The organism is Thalassospira sp., assembly GCF_048059015.1.
Classification (GTDB): domain Bacteria; phylum Pseudomonadota; class Alphaproteobacteria; order Rhodospirillales; family Thalassospiraceae; genus Thalassospira.
Window position 1 is genome coordinate 156,258 of sequence record NZ_JBLLNT010000012.1, and the last position, 17,392, is coordinate 173,649.

Annotated in this window: 13 protein-coding genes; all 13 read left to right on the top strand. The window is 45.6% G+C overall.

Annotated features, from left to right (window positions below):
- The first annotated feature begins 131 nt into the window (after window positions 1-131).
- Window positions 132-1,487, top strand: coding sequence for a DUF4910 domain-containing protein (locus ACMZ66_RS16330; protein WP_416938701.1), 1,356 nt, complete (start codon window positions 132-134; stop codon window positions 1,485-1,487).
- Window positions 1,481-2,134 carry an imidazole glycerol phosphate synthase subunit HisH gene (hisH, locus tag ACMZ66_RS16335; RefSeq protein WP_416938703.1) on the top strand — a complete coding sequence of 218 codons (654 nt, stop codon included), beginning with the start codon at window positions 1,481-1,483 and terminating at the stop codon, window positions 2,132-2,134. The genes ACMZ66_RS16330 and hisH overlap by 7 nt, the downstream gene beginning before the upstream one ends.
- A complete protein-coding gene (locus tag ACMZ66_RS16340) occupies window positions 2,131-4,188 on the top strand; it encodes an N-acetyl sugar amidotransferase (RefSeq protein ID WP_416938704.1) in 2,058 nt (685 codons plus the stop codon). Before hisH ends, ACMZ66_RS16340 begins: the two co-directional genes overlap by 4 nt.
- Window positions 4,185-6,014: an ABC transporter ATP-binding protein gene (locus ACMZ66_RS16345; RefSeq protein WP_416938705.1), complete on the top strand. Its 1,830-nt coding sequence runs from the start codon at window positions 4,185-4,187 to the stop codon at window positions 6,012-6,014. Before ACMZ66_RS16340 ends, ACMZ66_RS16345 begins: the two co-directional genes overlap by 4 nt.
- Window positions 6,015-6,051: 37 nt before the next feature.
- Window positions 6,052-6,918 carry a hypothetical protein gene (locus ACMZ66_RS16350; protein ID WP_416938707.1) on the top strand — a complete coding sequence of 289 codons (867 nt, stop codon included), beginning with the start codon at window positions 6,052-6,054 and terminating at the stop codon, window positions 6,916-6,918.
- Between the two features lie 25 nt (window positions 6,919-6,943).
- The gene (locus ACMZ66_RS16355; RefSeq protein WP_416938709.1) at window positions 6,944-8,755 is read left to right on the top strand and encodes a carbamoyltransferase; all 1,812 of its coding nucleotides are present in this window, start codon (window positions 6,944-6,946) and stop codon (window positions 8,753-8,755) included.
- A 1-nt stretch (window position 8,756) separates the two neighbouring features.
- Window positions 8,757-10,052: a hypothetical protein gene (locus ACMZ66_RS16360; protein ID WP_416938711.1), complete on the top strand. Its 1,296-nt coding sequence runs from the start codon at window positions 8,757-8,759 to the stop codon at window positions 10,050-10,052.
- Window positions 10,053-10,456: 404 nt separating this feature from the next.
- Entirely contained in the window at window positions 10,457-11,200 is a 744-nt protein-coding gene (locus ACMZ66_RS16365; protein ID WP_416938712.1) for a hypothetical protein, read from the top strand.
- 44 nt (window positions 11,201-11,244) lie between these two features.
- On the top strand, window positions 11,245-12,378 hold the full coding sequence (locus tag ACMZ66_RS16370; RefSeq protein WP_416938714.1) for a hypothetical protein: 1,134 nt from the start codon (window positions 11,245-11,247) through the stop codon (window positions 12,376-12,378).
- A gap of 29 nt (window positions 12,379-12,407) precedes the next feature.
- Window positions 12,408-13,424 (top strand): class I SAM-dependent methyltransferase, encoded by a 1,017-nt coding sequence (locus ACMZ66_RS16375; RefSeq protein ID WP_416938716.1) that lies wholly within the window; start codon window positions 12,408-12,410, stop codon window positions 13,422-13,424.
- Window positions 13,425-13,459: 35 nt separating this feature from the next.
- Window positions 13,460-14,395: a class I SAM-dependent methyltransferase gene (locus ACMZ66_RS16380; protein ID WP_416938718.1), complete on the top strand. Its 936-nt coding sequence runs from the start codon at window positions 13,460-13,462 to the stop codon at window positions 14,393-14,395.
- Window positions 14,396-14,507: 112 nt separating this feature from the next.
- The gene (locus ACMZ66_RS16385; protein WP_416938823.1) at window positions 14,508-14,906 is read left to right on the top strand and encodes a methyltransferase; all 399 of its coding nucleotides are present in this window, start codon (window positions 14,508-14,510) and stop codon (window positions 14,904-14,906) included.
- A 200-nt stretch (window positions 14,907-15,106) separates the two neighbouring features.
- Window positions 15,107-16,954 (top strand): asparagine synthetase B family protein, encoded by a 1,848-nt coding sequence (locus ACMZ66_RS16390; RefSeq protein ID WP_416938720.1) that lies wholly within the window; start codon window positions 15,107-15,109, stop codon window positions 16,952-16,954.
- Window positions 16,955-17,392: the final 438 nt, after the last annotated feature.

Consider the following 17,392-nt stretch of genomic DNA (forward strand, 5'->3'; position numbering starts at 1 on the left):
CTTGTTGACAAACAGGTTTCGCAGCTTAGAGATGTGCCAAGAAGTTCTTTAGTTGCGATTGAAAGTGAAGCTTGTCAACGCATATATGCGCACAGCGTGATTATGCGACAGGACGTGAAGAGAGGTTCAGTTTGAGTACCGGTAGTGATCTCGTAGCGCTAACACGTCGGTTGTGCCAAGTCAAAACAGCTGTCGTTGCGGATGGCAACCAAGAGCTATTTAGTCTGATTGAGAAAGAACTCCCTTTGGAGCGATTTTTTTTCCGGTCAGGGGATAGCTTTAACGGTTGGATGGTGCCAGACAACTGGAAGGTTATCAGAGCGCGAATTTTCTGCGAGGGAGAAGAAGTGTTTGACTGCACGCAAAATGCGCTCGGCGTCGCTTACTACTCAAAATCATTTACTGGCGACCTAACTCTCGAACAGCTGAAGCAGTTTGTTGTCACGAACCCTGATCTTCCTGATGCGTTCATGTTCCATTGCATGTGGCAATATAGACCTTGGGATGCGCAATGGGCACTATCAATACCTTATGAAGTGTTCAAAAATTGGCCTGAAGGCAGGTATAGAGTAGACTTGTCTACAGAGTATTCTGCCTCAGCTATGATAGTTGCGCACTCAGAGGTCAAAGGTGAAAGTGACAAGACTATCATCTTTAACTCGCATACATGTCATCCGCACATGGCAAATGATGGTTTGGCGGGAGCTGCTATTTTCATAAGGCTGCTTCAGCAGCTCTCAGAACAGAAGAATTATTACACCTATCGACTGGTTTTGGCTCCAGAGCATATAGGTACTGTCTTTTATTTGCGCGACCAGCCTGAACAAGAGATTTCTAATATGGTTTGTGGTGTTTTTCAAGAAATGCCCGGCACTTCAGGTAACGTTAAAGCAACGAGCACCTTTAATGGTTCGCAAAAAATCGATCTAGCATTTTCAAATGTTCTCAAACACTCAACCTGTGGGTATGAAATTGTTCCCTGGAGAAAAGGTGCGGGGAATGATGAGACTGTTTGGGAGGCGCCGGGCTATGAAGTTCCATTCGTAGAGTTGACGCGCTGCGAAGACCAATTCGCACCATTTCCTGAATACCATTCGAATCTCGATACCGCTGATATCCTGGATGAAAAGCAGATGGCAGAAATGTATCGGGTACTGGAAGAGCTGGTATTTATTTTGGAGCACGATGCTACATTGCATCGTAAGTTCAACGGTCTGATATGTTTGTCGAATCCAGAGTATGACCTCTATATGGAGCGGCCAGATCCAACGGTGGTCAAGGATCTAGAGGAGGACGCGGAAAAATGGGGACACCTATTGGACTGCGTTTTCCGTTACATGGACGGATCCAAAACAATTCTTGAAATCGCGGAGCTCCATGATCTGCCGTTTCAAAGGTTGTATAACTACTTCCAACGGTTTGAAGAAAAGGGGTTGGTCGACCTCAATTTCTCCGAGATTACGAGGCAGGATCCCAGCCGATGTTAAGTACAGACAATAAAGCGGTTTTTGGTGTGGTTGAAAGCGGCATTGCAAACACCGGATCGGTTCGTAGGGCATTTCAGCGATTAGGTGTTGACGCGACGTTGCTCTCTCACGGACGTGATCTCTGTAATGTGGATGCGGTCGTTTTGCCGGGGGTAGGGTCGTTTGCTGATGGGATGACTTCTTTGAGGGAAAAAGGTTTCATTGATCCACTTAAGAAGCATGTCACCGATGGGAAGCCTATTATTGGGTTGTGCCTTGGAATGCAATTGTTAGCGGATTTTAGTGAAGAAAATGGAACACACGAAGGCTTAGGTATAGTTCGGGGACATGTGACAAGACTGTATCCAGCAAAACAAGAACGAGTGCCAAATATCGGGTGGTGTGATTTGAACCCGAGTGGTGGTACAAGGTTGTTCAAAGGAATAGCATCTGGTGAGTCAATTTACTTTGTGCACAGCTATCATTTTATTTGCAAAGATCCAAAAGTGAATGCAGCAACAATATCATTTGGTGGTTCTGAAGTCACAGCTGCAATAGAGTACAAGAACATATTTGGTCTGCAAGGGCACCCGGAAAAAAGCCAAGACGTTGGGCTTCGAGTACTTCATAACTTTATTTGCTCGGCTGGGAAGAGAATAGTCGGATGAACAGACCTAGAATTATACCATGTTTGCTTCTTAAAAATGGCGTGATAGTTCGTAGTCAACTTTTCAAAGTTCACCAGGTAATTGGTAATCCAATGAGTTCCGTTGAAAGGTTTTCGCATTGGAACGCAGACGAGTTGATTGTCCTTGATATTGGTGACGATCAAAAGGGGCATGATCTGCGTCGCGATGATATTCAACAGCGCTATGAAGGAAGTTCTGTACTTGATGTCCTGCGGGAGATTGCCAAGGTATGTTTTATGCCTCTTACCTTTGGTGGGGGCATTCGCTCACTTAACGATATCAGTGAACGATTAGCTGCTGGGGCAGACAAAGTAACGCTAAACACTGCAGCAATTAATGACCCGAACATAGTGAAGTCGGCTTCAGCTCGTTTCGGAAGTCAGTGCATTGTTGTATCAGTTGATGTGAAACAACACTCAGATGGTTCATATGAAGTGCTTTCCAATGGAGGGCAGAAATCAACTGGCTTAAATCCTGTTCAGTGGTGTGAAAAAGTCGAGGCTCTGGGCGCCGGAGAAATATTCTTGAATTCGATTGACCAGGATGGAGCTGGTTCTGGCTTTGACATCTCTATCATTAAAATGGTTACGGATGCAGTCAGTATTCCGGTTGTTGCTTGTGGCGGCGCAGGAAAGTATGAGCATTTTTCTGCCCCAATCAAGGAGGGGGGCGCTAGTGCAGTGGCTGCAGCGAATATTTTTCACTTCTTTGAACTGAGCTACCCGCATGCGAAACAGTGGTGTATTGACAGCGGGCTCAACATGAGGCCAGTGGGGCTGGGGAGCAGGTATCTCACCCGCGAACCAGAATATGATTTTCTCGCAGAAGAAGCGCGCCATACAAATAGGATGCAACAGGCTAGAGAGGGGGACTTTATTGCTGCGCGTCCAGAGAGCGCGGTCAAACGCCATGATATTCGCTGGTGTACGTCTTGCGTATATCCATCTATCAGTGCAGCCCCCATGGAGTTCAATGACGAGGGCGAATGTACTGGATGCCAGATGGCGAAGGTCAAAGCTGAGATTCCAATGTCTGAGTGGGGGCGCCGCAAAGAACTTCTGCGAGAAATAGTATCTAAGTACCGATCTCGTGATGGGAGAAATTACGACTGTGTTGTCGCAGTTTCCGGCGGCAAAGACAGTTATTTTCAAACCCATGTTCTAAAAGAAGAATTTGGCCTCAACCCTCTTCTTGTAACCTATAATGGAAATAATTGGACTCCAGTGGGCTGGAGGAACATGCTGCGGATGAAAGAAGTGTTCGACTGCGACCATGTGATCGTGCAGCCATCGGTGCAAAAGCTCAAGAAACTAAACAGGTTGGCATTTGAGATAATGGGGGACATGAACTGGCATGGTCACGTCGGTATAATGACCTCCCCGGTACGTGTTGCTGCTCAGTACGGAATACCTTTGGTATTCTACGGAGAACATGGTTACCTCGATCTTTGTGGTCAGTTCTCGATGAATGACTTTCCAGAAATAAGCTATCGAGACCGTCTTGAACATTTTGCACGGGGGTACGAGTGGAATTACTTTGTGGGCAGAGATGGGTTGAGTAGCACCGATATGTTGCCTTGGAAGTATCCGTCCGACGAACGCCTATTTGAGCTTGATCTCCGCGGGATTTTCTTAGGAAACTATGTTTATTGGGAGGCGAATGAGCACACTCAGATGGTCGTTGACCGGTACGGTTTCGAGGTGAATACAGAGCCATTTGATCGGACGTATCGCACAATGTCGAATTTGGACGACATGCATGAGAATGGTGTGCACGATTACTTGAAATATATCAAGTTTGGCTATGGGAGGGCTACCGATCATACATGCAAAGATATACGAGCAGGTATAATGTCTCGAGACAAGGCGATAGCGTTGGTTAATAAGTATGACCCAGTAAAACCTGGTGATTTGAAGCGGTGGTTAAGTTACGTAGAAATGACGGAAGACGAATTTGATCGGATTGCGGACACATTTCGCGACCCTAGGGTTTGGTGGAAAGAAGATGGTCGCTGGGTCAAGAAATGTTTGTGAAGAGCGCAATCTCGGCATGCAAACAGTTCAAAGCAGCCCTATCTTGGATAACTAAACGGGAAGCAGTGATGCTAACTGTTTTGAGTGTAGGGCATTTAACTGCAGTTATCGCTGAAACCGGCGGGGCTGGTCTTGTTTATATGTACTTCACTATATTAATGAGTCCTGACCCATCTACGCAACTTGTCGGGTTGAGCGACATAATCGGGAACTTTGGACGGCATAAATTAGAAGACGTAATGGCTCTGCTTAGTTTTCTTGTTTTGGCCGTGTTTGCATTCCGTACTTTAGTGTTAGCATGGATAAAATGGTTCTCACTTACATTGAGACTTAATCTGCAGCGGCGCATATCAAAAGAACTATTCGAATTTTACCTCGGGTCTAGCCTTATCTCATTTCAACTACGGCGACAATCTGAGGTGATGAATAATATATGGGCTAATTCTGCCGCAGCAATCACAAACTGCACAATTGGTGTATCGGAAATATTAAGTTCTATATTGCTAGTTCTTAGTTTCTTAGTGCTTCTCTCAGTAGCAGAGCCTTTTGTCACAATGTTTGCCATGGCTATCATTGCGGTTTTTTTTGTTGTGTACTGGATGCTAGTTGGTCGAAATTTGTCGATATGGGGTAAGCAAGCAGTTGATGCAACTAACAAAATGTTTTCAATTGTCAATGACGTTTTCCCGGGTTTCAAGTCAGTAAAGGTTTTTCGATTAGAGAGTACTTTCGCCAGTCAATTCATTAATGCCGTTGAACAGCAAACATCTCTTGTACGTTTGACATCTTTCTTGCAGGAAGCTCCAAGGTTGATTCTTGAGCTGATTGTGGTGGTTGCAATCATGGGGCCAGTTTCGATTGTGTTCTTTAGCGGTGGAGATGCTGAAACCATCATACCTTCGCTTGTGCTGTTTGGTATAGCTGCAATGCGGATGATTCCGGCCGCAAGTAGGGTAGTCAACGCAATTCAACTCTTTAAGTTCACAGAGCCGGCTCTGGAATTGGCACAAAGAGACTACTTTAGGATTTCGGGTTCAGATGATGCTCGAGTAGAGGCACGTCGCAATGCCAAACCTATAGATTTCCAAAGTCTTGAACTTGACCAGGTATCATTTTCATATCGAAAAGAAGGCGCTTCAGCTCTCAAAGATGTATCGTTGAGAATTTTAAAGGGGGAATTTGTTGGGTTTGTAGGGCGCTCCGGGTCGGGCAAAACGACTGCCTCAGAAATAATCTTGACGTTGCTCGAGCCATCCAATGGCAGAGTAGTAGTTAACGACGAAGTGATTGACACAAGGAAGTATGACTACCGAGAACTGTTCGCCTTCGTGCCGCAAGTGCCGTTGGTGTTGTCAGATACAGTGGAACGCAACATTACTCTTCGTAGTGATGCTGACAAGGTGGATCATGACCGACTGGCAATGGCGCTAAAGTGCAGCGCGCTTGACGAGGTCGTAAAGAATCTTGAAAATGGTGTTGACACCATTATTGGTGACGGAGGTGCGAGGTTGTCAGGTGGTGAAAGCCAACGGTTGAATCTGGCTAGGGCATTGTACAGTCAGGCACAAGTACTTGTCTTAGATGAGCCAACTTCCGCACTTGACTCTGTTACAGAGAGTATAGTGACCAACGGACTAAACGCTCTTCGCGGCGAAAAAACAATCATTATGATCGCGCATAGACTGCATACTTTGACGAACTGTGACTTAATATACTTTTTCGAACACGGAAAAGTCGAAGCTGGAGGTGCATTTGGTGACTTGTTGGCCAAAAATAGCGAGTTTCAAGAAATGGTAACAGAGTTGAAGTTACCAAATTCAACCTGAAGCTTCTTTTGCGATTTCACCGACTTTGGGAAACCCAATGACTATAGTACAAAAAGCAAGGGCACTATTGGCGCAGACGGCACTTGGTGATCTATACCACTATTATAAAGTCCCACGTGTTCGGGCAAAGTACCATTTAAAAAAGAGCATGGATGCTTTCCAAGAAGAATACGACAGTTACTGGGCATCTGTGAATTCGGATAGAACTCTGACTACGATGAAGGAGCAGTTCGACGATATTCAGCGGAATGGATTCACTATTGTCGAAAATTACATTGACCAAATTCAATTAGCCGCGATCAGGTCCGAAGTTGACAGTCTTGAGGGGTTTGCGAACGGGCAATACGAAGGTGATCTGACGTTCACTAACAGGCCAGATGATGGCATATGTGCCTTAAGTATCGATCAAAGTATGCCGGAGACCTATAAAGTTTCCATCGGCAATGAAGACCTACACGGTTTAGCGCGAGCCTTGTACGGTTGCAAAACGAGGTTGTCAGGGGCTTCCCTTCTAAACAAGTATGGGGTTGATAAAATAGATAGCTCTAATGCGCCACATTGGGACGATTGGCGGGTGCGCCTAAAATCATTTCTTTATTTGTCCGATGTCGATGAAGAACATGCCGCTACTATATACTGTAAGGGTAGTCACAAGGACTTACCTTGGCGGTTTGAAAAGGATTTCTGCTCGGTGTTTATGTCTCATGAGGCATCCGCCGGCGGCTCATGGTGGCCGGTAGACGCTTTAGGGTTCGAAAAGGTGCTGTGTAAAGGAAAGGCGGGAGCTTTGGTAATTTTTGACACAGCAGGAATCCATGCTGGTACCAATCTCAAAAAAGACAATAGATTAATGATCATGAATATGTACACAACCCATTTGGATTTCACGCATCGCGCATTCTAAAATCCCAGTTGTTGAGAATTAAACAATGTATGTACTTGGTGTGTCATTTGACTACCACGATGCTGCTGCGGCATTGATCCATGACGGCAAAGTTATTTGTGCTATCCAAGAAGAAAGGCTGTCTAGAATCAAGCACGACCCCGTTTTGCCAGAGAAGGCTATTCAGGCTTGTCTGGCAAGAGCAGATATATCTGCCCAAGACCTTGATATGGTGGTGTTCTACGAAGATTTACAACTAAAATTCGATAGAATTTGCCGTGAGACAGTTTTGGGGCTCCCATACACCATTAAAAATTTTGCAAAGGCACTCAAGTCTTGGCGAGAAACAAACAAATTTGAACCAGAGCTACGAATAGCCAGCTATCTTGATATCCCTAGTTCGAAGGTTAGACGAGGAAACCACCATCTATCGCATGCGGCATCTGCATTTTACGCGTCAGATTTCGGCGAAGCGACAGTGGTTACGTTGGACGGTGTGGGTGAATATGAGACGGCGACAGTATATCGTGCGAACGGTCAAGGCTTGCAGAAAATATCATCTACAACATTCCCGAATTCTATCGGCTTATTCTATAGCGCATTTACTGCATATCTTGGGTTTGAAGTAAACGAAGGCGAATACAAAGTAATGGGTATGGCTGCCTTCGGCGTTCCAAGGTATTACGAGAAAATTCGTCGTTTGATAAGGGTCAAAAAAGGCAAGATTATAGTCGATCAAGACTACTTCACCTTCCGAAACCCACGTGAAATGCCATTCTCTCCAAAGCTAATCGATTTGTTGGGCGCTGCGAGGATTCCTGACAGCCCAATTAGTCTGTCGGCGGTTGAGAGTGAAGTAGAGGACGACCCGGAAGCGATCCGCTATGTTGATATCGCAGCAAGTCTACAAAAAGTTGCCGAAGAAGTAATTATTGAATTCATATCGCACGCGATAGCAAAGACTGGTATCAAGGACCTATGTTTCGCTGGCGGCGTTGCGTTAAATTCTTTGGCAAATGGAAGAATTCAATCTGAATTGGAAGGGCGCGTCTATATTCACCCGTCTCCCGGGGACTCTGGGGGGGCGCTTGGTGCTGCTTTGGAGGCCTACTACAAAAACCATAGTCCTCTTGGGCGTAAACTTCAAAAAAATCCGTATCTTGGTATATCATATGATCAGGATGAGGTTCTTGCGGCGCTTCGAGACTATGCCGATGAGGATGTTATCGTGTGTGAAAACGATGATGATATGATTAGCCGCGTCGCCAAGCTCATCGGTGAAGGCAATGTGTTGGGTTGGTTTCAGGGCCGGTTTGAGTGGGGTCCGCGAGCTCTTGGTGCCAGGAGCATTATCGCAAGTCCAACGTTCAAAGACATGAAAGACCGGGTCAATCGTCAAATAAAGTTTCGAGAACCGTTTCGACCTTTCGCGCCGTCAGTTGCTATTGATCACGCGTATGAATATTTCGACCTTCCTGATAACGACTATGTTGGTCGACCAGAGGACTATATGCTCTCAGTGTGTGGTGTTAGAAAGCGTTATCAACCTGTTATACCTGCGATCGTTCACGCCGATGGCACCGCGCGCGTTCAAACTGTAAGGCCTGAGATTTCACCACTCTACTACCGTTTACTAAAGGCAGTGGGCGATATTACGGGAGTATCCGTGTTGATGAATACGTCATTTAATCTCAAGGGGGAGCCTATTGTATCAACGCCGAGAGATGCGCTTCAAACCTTCGAATGGAGTGAAATGGATTTTTTGGTTATGGGAAATGTGATCGTGTCGAGACCGGACCCTCTGAAGATATTTATGAGCGCAAAAGAAAACATTAAGACAAGCGAAGTGTGTAAATAGAATGTTCAGGCCCAAAGTAGACGTCCTTTTGATTAATCAGGTAGTGCAAACTCCTTCGAAAACATTTGATACGTGTGTCGCCTTGGTTAAAGATAGATTTGGTGGAGATGTATCAATCTACAACATAGAGGACGGTGCTGCGGGAAAAGCAGGATTTCCAAACGTAGATTTAGTGAGGGGATCTGCGATTGTCTATTTGATGAATTCAAATGAGCAGCCTGTGTTGGCCAAGGAGGCTAAAAAAGCAAGGCATGGGGCATTCCGAATTGATCTAGACGCGTCAGATATCCGACTGCGCCTTCGAAGATTAGACAGAACGCCAGATTATGAGAAGGCAGATGCCCATGTTTTCAATCGCCTTTCTGCGACGAAAGAAAAGGGCTATATGTATTTTCCATACGGTTACACTTACCGTATGGCGGGCCATGGACCACTTGATGAGTTTGGATTCCGTATTAACGTAGACCTTGATAAAATCAAGAACAGAGAGTCAAATCAAAAGCTCATCTGCACATTCGGTGGTTCGACCACTTGGAGTATTGATTGTCTGCCGAGCGAGACCTTTACGGCCCAAATGGAGGATCGCTTAAACTCTTTGGCGATAGAAAATAATAGTCCTACGCGTTTCGTTTGCTTGAATTTTGGCCAAGTTGCTTACACGGTCTTGAGTGAATTAAATGCTTTTATTCTGTTCGCTTGGCAATTGCAGCCTGACATAGTTGTGGCTCATGACGGATGGAATGATCTTCTCTATGGATGTTATGGAGACCAATACCTGCTGCAACAACGCAGCATAGCTTATCCCTGTGATCTAGAGCCATGGGCAGAGTATCTACATGGCGGGGCCGGGGTGCAGACGACCAAAAATGGCCCAAAGCCATATCCTTTCCGCTCTCCCCCAAGCGCGATTATTAGAGCTTACTTTGAGCGCAAACTGCAGTTCAAGGCGATTTGTGACGCTGCAGGTGCGAAGTTTATTTGGGGGCTCCAGCCATGTGCGAACGATAAGCAAAACCTATCAGACATTGAGCGGAAGTTGACTTCTACTGATAACCCCGCAAATCAGGATGACTGGAAGTATGTGCGGGCGCGTGTTCCAGAGTTGATGCGTCAGGTTGGAGAAGGGGCGAAGGGATCGATTGACAATTTTGTCGACGTCGGAGCTGCATTCGCAGATCTCGATCCCAATACCCAACATTTCTCAGATAACGTCCACCTGCTACCAGCAGGGGACAGAGAAGTGGCTCTGACGTACTGTAAGCATATTGCCTCAAGTTTTTACCCGGAGCTAAAATGAGGGAAAATCATTTAGTAAATTTTGTTCTTAAGCCAGCCATGATCGAACTTTTAAGGAAAGTCCTAAATTATTTTAGACGACTGTCATGGTTCTTGAGGTTTTCAAGTCTTCTTTTGAAGCGAAGGTTGTTTTGGTCAGGGATCCTCGTTTTCGTAATTTCTCCTTTGATCTCGCTTTGTGCTGTAGATAGGAAAGTATTGGCGACCAGAGGGCGTATTCCCGAGTTCCACTATACACTCAGTTGAGATGATCAAGGTTTTAGGTAAAGTATGCGTTTCTTGTTACAAATTTTACGTAGACTAATACGTAGAAAACACCCTGTTGATGTTTTTTTCAGGCAAACATACAGCGAGCGAGTTCGAACCATAAAACAACTCTATTGCCACAATGCTATGAAGCCTAGAATGGTAGAGTTTCTTGAGGAGGATGTGGATTTAAGAGCTAATACACAACACTTCTTTGATTACGTCTCCGCATACGCTATCACGCTTGAGGCCAAACGTTTGCAGCAAGTCGGCTGTTTCCTCGCAACGGAGTGTAAAGTTGCTATTGATAACGGCTTTAAAGGAGAGCTGCTTGCAACAGACTATGATCGTGACCGACTTGATTTTTTAAAGTCTGCATACGAGGAGACCGAATACGCCAAAATAGTTTTCAAGCATCAAGATTTGGAAGCTCCCAAAGTCGACGATTTTACTGGTGTGGACCTTCTTGTTGCTCAAGCCGTTTTCAGTAATATTCAGCCTGAAACGATGAATGATCTCTTTCAATGTATTGCACAGAGCGACATTAAATGTGTCCTAATTGGCGATGTCTACACAAAGGAGACTCTAGGGTTCGGTCCCATGACCCTGTCCTCTGTGAGAAGTCCGAACGATCGGAACTGGTTTCACCCGTACATGCAACTAGCGCATCGAAACGGTTTCGAAGCATTTTATCTTCCTGACTTCATGTACTCCTCCTTTCGGGTTGCCAGAGGGATATTTGTTTTGCATCGGGGAATTAGTTCAAGTGTTCACTCAGAGGCAGCTAAACTGGCAAGTGAAAGGTATATAAATCGACAAGAGATAATTTGGAAAGTCTATTCCGCCTTGAATATCGACAGGCACTGGCAAAAAGGTGATATCAAGAGAGCACAAAGTCAGTAGGTCATCAAATCGTAAAGAAAGTATTCACTAGCAAGGATTACTTCATGCTCTCCCGTGTCTTTCGTCCAGCCCTGACCCTTGCTGTCGAGCAGTGGCGCTTCCAAAGGGCTCTTAAGCGGCCGAGCGGCTTTAAACGAACAAAAAATCATTCCGGTCGCCTAGAAGGGAGATACTTGTTATCTACCGATCAAGGGCTAATTTTGGCTGATTCAGCGGGCGTTTACCAGATTACAACGTTCGGGGTTTTCGGTTTGGCAATCGACGGCGACGCTGTCTATGTTGCTGCCTTGGATGGTGAAGATAGTGTTGTGTTCGTTGGGCATGCTGACGCTATTACTGCGCCAAGTTCGCAGTTTGAGTGGCGTGAGCTGTATCGCGTTTCAAAGACTGGGCATTCTGGCAGAATTCATCAGATTTGTGTATGTAACGGCTGTCTGTGGCTTTCCAACACCGCTCAAAACAGCTTAGTTAAAATCGACAGATTTTCAGGTGCGTGGATGGGGGCATTTGCCCCTTTTAAATGCAGTTTTGGTCATCCAATTCTAACTGACCACAACCATGTTAACGCTGTTTCTGCTTTCCCAAATTTTATGCTGTTTGGTGCCTTTCGAGCAAACCGCCAGTCGGCATTTGGGGTTTGTGGTGCAGGTGAGGTCAGGCTATATCTCTACAAGAACATGGGTATCCATGACTGCGTGATTTCGGGGAACGACTTGTTTTTCTCAGACTCATATCGCATGTTTGATAACGGAGTGGTCGGTGGATGTATATGTGTTAACGGCGAATATAAATTCTCAGATTACTTCGACGAAAATCCCGCGGGATTTGTGCGTGGGTTGGCCGGAACGGATGGTGAGTTGGTCGTCGGAAACTCAGTTACAGGCCCTCGGGCCGAACGGTTTAATGGTCGCGGCGAGTTAATTGTTTTCGGTTCCCAAGGTTTTAAAGACCGGTTTAATATTCCAGCTGCACAAGTATACGACATCATCCGTTTAGACGGTACTCATTTTGATAACCCAGCGATGCCGAATACCTTCTCCGATGCCTGCTCAGTACTTGAACGGGCACTTGGTCCGCCTGCAGAAGTTTTGATGTTGTCCGACCTGTTGGTGGGGCCCTCTGGTAGCAAGAAATTCTCGGTTGACGACAGAGGCGATATATCGGAGTACGGTGTGTGAAATCCCAATTGAAGGTTTGGATGTATTGAATGAGCAATCATGATGAGTTGGGTGGAAGGTTAAGCGAACAAGAGCTTTGTCCTTCCAAACTGCTAGCAGAACAAGAAGCTGCGTTCCAAAGAGACATTGCACGTCTACACGCCCGTAGCGACGAGTTTGTTGATGTGGCGTGTCCAGCATGCGCTGGTATAAATGGAGCTCATGTTTTTAAGAAGTACAATTTTAGTTTTAGAAAATGTAGCGACTGCCAAACAATCTTTATGTCTCCTAGGCCTTCTGAAGGTGTATTGAGCGACTATTACTCAAATTCGGAAAACTACGCCTATTGGGCGAAGTTTATCTTCCCCGCCTCCGAGAGTAGCAGAAAGGAGAAGATTCACAAACCTTGGCTGAAGAGGGTATTGAGCTATTGCGAAGAGTTCAATGTCAAGAGAGATCTGCTGCTTGAAATTGGTCCCGGTTTCGGGACGTTTTGCGCGGTTGCGACCGAAGCGAAAAGTTTCAAAAGAGTCGTCGGCGTCGAACCCACACCTGAGCTTGCGCAAGCATGTAGAGACCGAGGTGTAGAAGTTGTAGAAAGCCGAGTCGAAGACTTGGACGACAACCTGATTGGTGCTGATGTTGTAGTGGCTTTTGAAGTCATAGAGCATCTATTTGACCCAAGGGCGTTTCTTCAGGGCATTCGGTCGAAGATGAATTCAGGTGGTCTACTGATTCTTTCATGTCCAAATGGGCTTGGTTTTGATATTGCAATGTTAAAGGAGAAGGCGCTGGCTGTAGATGCTGAGCACGTGAACCTATTTAATCCAAAATCATTAACTGGCCTATTAAAAGCGGTGGGTTTCGATGTCGTTCGAGCGCATACACCGGGCCGTCTTGATGCAGAGTTTGTGAGGGATGGGGCTCTAAATGGGGACATTTCTCTGGACCCATTTTTGCAGAAAGTCTTGGTCGATGAGTGGGAGACCCTTGGATGGCCATTCCAGCAGTTTCTAGCTTCAAATGGCTTATCTTCTCACATGTGGATTGTATCTACGCTTAGATAGAACCTGAGATAACGTTTGGGTACGGGGGTAACGGTGTGTCGATAGAAGATGAGAACATTAACGCGTTGGAGCACAGTGTGAAGTCATGCTACTCCACATGGGGAGAGCGCTACTATGATGATTACTATGCTTCAGAAGATGCCTATCCGCCGGTCCATACCAGAATCGTCCGTGAACTGTTGTCAAAATCTCAAGTGACTAATGTTCTAGATGCCGGGTGCGGTCCTGCCTCCATGCTGCGGGATTTGGTTGACCTCGATATTGAGCTGTATGGTTTCGATTTGACCCCGGAAATGGTGACTGAAGCCAGAAGAGTATTGTCGCTTCAAGACATAAGCCCTGAAAATGTATGGACGGGAAGTGTTATTGATAAATTGGCATTCCGGGGAGGGCCCCTTAAAAAGGCGAAATATGACTCTGGCATCTGTTTCGGCGTATTTCCTCACATACCAGCGCAGGCAGATAAAGTTGTTCTTCAGAATTTGGCAAGTGCTATCGCGCCAGGAGGCCTCATAGCTATTGAAGCTAGAAATGAGCTATTTTCATTGTTTTCACTCAATCGCTACAGTTACGCCTTTTATAAAGAACGCTTAATTCAACCTTCCAAATTCAATGCTCTGACAACAGACGAAGAGACTAAGCTTACCTCTATGATTGATGAGCTTGGGAAGCATTTTAGCTTAGACCTTCCTCCTCTGCGCAAAGGTTATCAAGATGAGCCTGGCTATGACGAGGTGCTTTCACGTAGCCACAACCCTTTTGAGCTGAAATCTCTAGCAGAAGAAATTGGCTTGGTTGATGTTGAGCTGTTGTTTTACCACTATCATGCTTTTCCACCTATACTTGAGGCATTGGCGCCGGAAATGTTTAGACGTCAAAGCATAGCAATGGAAAACCCAAGGGATTGGCGTGGATACTTCATGGCTTCAGCATTTATCTTGGTTGGTAAGGTTGCAGATAGAATAAGATGACAATATGAATTGCGAGATTGAATTTGACGGGTATGATTATTTCAATATCTGGCGCCACAGCAGAATAATTCGCGATTTATATCGGGATCGGGCCCTTTGTGTTGCAGAAGAAATGACTTGTGCTGTCCAAGCCTTGGACCTACTTACACCCAATTTCGAGGATGGTGACTCAATTATAGATGCTGGATGCGGTAGTGGGTACTTCTATCATTCTTTGTCAAAGAGGCTAAGCAGGTTTTATTATCTCGGCTTGGATGCTACACCCGAGCTCATTGAGATAGGACGAGAGTGCTTGCCAAAATTCGGCCTACCCGAGGAACAACTTAAGGTATGCAGAATTGAAGACTTCCGGGGGGCTGCAGATCACGTCGTGTGCATGAATGTTCTTACGAATTTGGACAACTATCACAAACCCCTTGAACGCCTCCTTTTGACCGCGCGAAAGACTTTGATCCTACGAAGTCGATTTCGGATACCGCTATCTACAAGTATGTTCAAGATAAGTTTTTAGATGACCAACTTCCACTGAAGGTTCATGTAAACACCTATGCTCGGGACGAAATTGTCCCGTTCATTGAGAGCTATGGGTTCAAAGTTGAGGTCGTCGAAGATGAACGTACGGGCGGGATTGCAGAAAACGTAATCGGTTATCCGCATTATTGGACGTTCATAGTTGCGCATAAAATCTAATTTTTGTTTATAGGTACTTTGATGTCACGTATTTTTGGTGCTGCTTCATTCAGTCAGAGCTTGAACTTTGAAACGCTGCCTAATGAAGTTCTATCCTCCTTTAATGGTTCGAAGCTCCAAAAGGTTGCGACTCATTCAAGCGTATTGGCGTGGAAGGGTGATAAAACGTCTATTCCTTTAGGAGAGTTCCAAGATGTATCCGTGGTAATTGACGGTCGTATTTTAAACTCAAAGGAGCTTTCCGGTGAATTCTTAAGCATTCGGAATGATATTGAACTCGTTAGTCAGCTATATCGAATGCACGGCTTTGAGAAAATGCTTGGTCAGCTTGAGGGTGATTTCGCAATAGTGCTTTTCGATGCAGCCGAACAGCGGTTGTATTTGGGGCGCGATCGATTTGGCGTCAAACCTCTTTACTATGCAACAATTGGAGATAGCGTCCTAGTATGTGGTTCGCAACCAAGAGTATTGCTCGCAGTTGAGGGGGTTGACGCTGATCTTAATAACAACTTTCTCGCACGCTTTGTCGGAATGCATTATCGTACTTTCGATAACAACCAAGAGCAAAGTCCCTATGCGAACATCCAGCAGGTGCCGCCAGGACATCTCCTAGCCTTTCAAAAGGGTTCCACACCTAAAATTGAACGCTACTGGTGTTTAAATAGTCGGGATGAATGGCGCGAGCCAAAAGAAGAGCTGTCTGAGAAGTACCGCGATCTTCTATTGCGGGCTGTGAAAAAGCGGGTTTCAGTCACTGACAGGCCTGCCTTTACTCTTTCTGGCGGCTTGGACTCTTCATCGGTGCTATGTTGTGCAGTTGAAGTACTGGCAACCAAGCAATCCGCATTTTCTACTGTATATTCGGACCCTACCTTCGATGAACGTACAGAAATACAGGATGTGGTTAACGACCGCGTTGATGAATGGTGTCCTGTTGAGTTGGGGGACGATATCGATATCTTTCAAATAGTGAAAGATATGGTGAGTATCCATGATGAACCAGTTGCAACTGCGACTTGGCTATCTCATTTCTTACTTGCAAAGGAAGTCGCGGGTAAAGGTTTCACCAGTTTGTTTGGTGGTCTTGGCGGAGACGAGCTCAACGCTGGCGAATACGAATACTTTCCAATGTACTTCGCGGATCTTAGAGTAGACGGTCAACTTGAGACCTTAGAAAGAGAGATTGAAGCTTGGGCTGGGCATCATGATCACGCAATTCATAGGAAAAATCGTCAAATTGCTGAAAAGATGATGCAGGATACCGCCGACCTCTCGTTGCCCGGGAGGTGTCTTCCCAACCAAGAGCGGATGCTTCGGTATAGTAAAGCCGTTGACAAGAGTTTTGTAGACCTCAGCGATTTCAAGCCAGTTATGGATGAGCCGTACGATAGCTATCTGAAGAACCGTACATATCAAGATATGGTGCGTGAGACTTTACCTTGCTGCCTGCGTGCAGAAGATCGTCAGTGCACTGCTGCTGGACTGGACCATTTTGATCCGTTTCTAGATCACCATCTCGTGGAGTTTATGTTCAGGGTGCCCGGAGATCTAAAAATCAGGAATGGCGTGACTAAACAACTTCTGCGCTCAGCCATGAAGGGAATTCTTCCGGAGGCAACCAGACAGCGTATTGCAAAAACAGGTTGGAATGCGCCGGCACATAAATGGTTCGGTGACCAGACACTTTCTCGGTTACGGGATGTGGCTACATCGACTCGATTCCGAGGGCATGGACTATTTAATGCCGACGAAGTTCTTAGATTGATCGACGAACATGAGCGGATAGTGCGGGAAAACCAACTACGGGAAAACCACATGATGTTTTTGTGGCAGCTTCTGAATGTGATCGTGTGGTTAGAATTGGATTAAGTAGACATCGTCATTTGGTTCGAGTCTATGATGTAGTTACGTGTAATGGATTGAGTCCAGTTTAAGTTGTATATATGAGTTTGCCAAATGGTTGGCCAGTACAATCAACACTCTGTGTATGCTGCAATAGAAAATCTTTGGCGGCAGAGACTTGATGTTAGTTAGTTTCATCAACTTCCTGTGGATTGCTAAATGCGATATTTTGTATTTGCTTCATACTCACTCGCGAACGGAGGAAAATTGTCTCATCTGTAGCCATTTTAAGTAAAACGTTAAGGCTGTTGTCGGTTTTGGAGAAGTTATGCTCGATTGTTAGTTGTTGCGAAGAGAGTATATACTGCCCAAGGATTTTCGGCGCGTGCTGATGGTAGGTCTTAATATGCAAAAAAAAGACGCGAGTTCTGGGGGGGTGATTTTGTCCCAGCTTGGTGTCGTGTA

Excerpts from the sequence above, each read along its gene's own strand:
- hisH (WP_416938703.1), top strand. The coding sequence starts at position 1,481 with ATGTTAAGTACAGACAATAAAGCGGTTTTTGGTGTGGTTGAAAGCGGC.
- ACMZ66_RS16340 (WP_416938704.1), top strand. The coding sequence starts at position 2,131 with ATGAACAGACCTAGAATTATACCATGTTTGCTTCTTAAAAATGGCGTG.
- ACMZ66_RS16350 (WP_416938707.1), top strand. The coding sequence starts at position 6,052 with ATGACTATAGTACAAAAAGCAAGGGCACTATTGGCGCAGACGGCACTT.
- ACMZ66_RS16355 (WP_416938709.1), top strand. The coding sequence starts at position 6,944 with ATGTATGTACTTGGTGTGTCATTTGACTACCACGATGCTGCTGCGGCA.
- ACMZ66_RS16360 (WP_416938711.1), top strand. The coding sequence starts at position 8,757 with ATGTTCAGGCCCAAAGTAGACGTCCTTTTGATTAATCAGGTAGTGCAA.
- ACMZ66_RS16365 (WP_416938712.1), top strand. The coding sequence starts at position 10,457 with ATGGTAGAGTTTCTTGAGGAGGATGTGGATTTAAGAGCTAATACACAA.
- ACMZ66_RS16370 (WP_416938714.1), top strand. The coding sequence starts at position 11,245 with ATGCTCTCCCGTGTCTTTCGTCCAGCCCTGACCCTTGCTGTCGAGCAG.
- ACMZ66_RS16375 (WP_416938716.1), top strand. The coding sequence starts at position 12,408 with ATGAGCAATCATGATGAGTTGGGTGGAAGGTTAAGCGAACAAGAGCTT.
- ACMZ66_RS16385 (WP_416938823.1), top strand. The coding sequence starts at position 14,508 with ATGACTTGTGCTGTCCAAGCCTTGGACCTACTTACACCCAATTTCGAG.
- ACMZ66_RS16390 (WP_416938720.1), top strand. The coding sequence starts at position 15,107 with ATGTCACGTATTTTTGGTGCTGCTTCATTCAGTCAGAGCTTGAACTTT.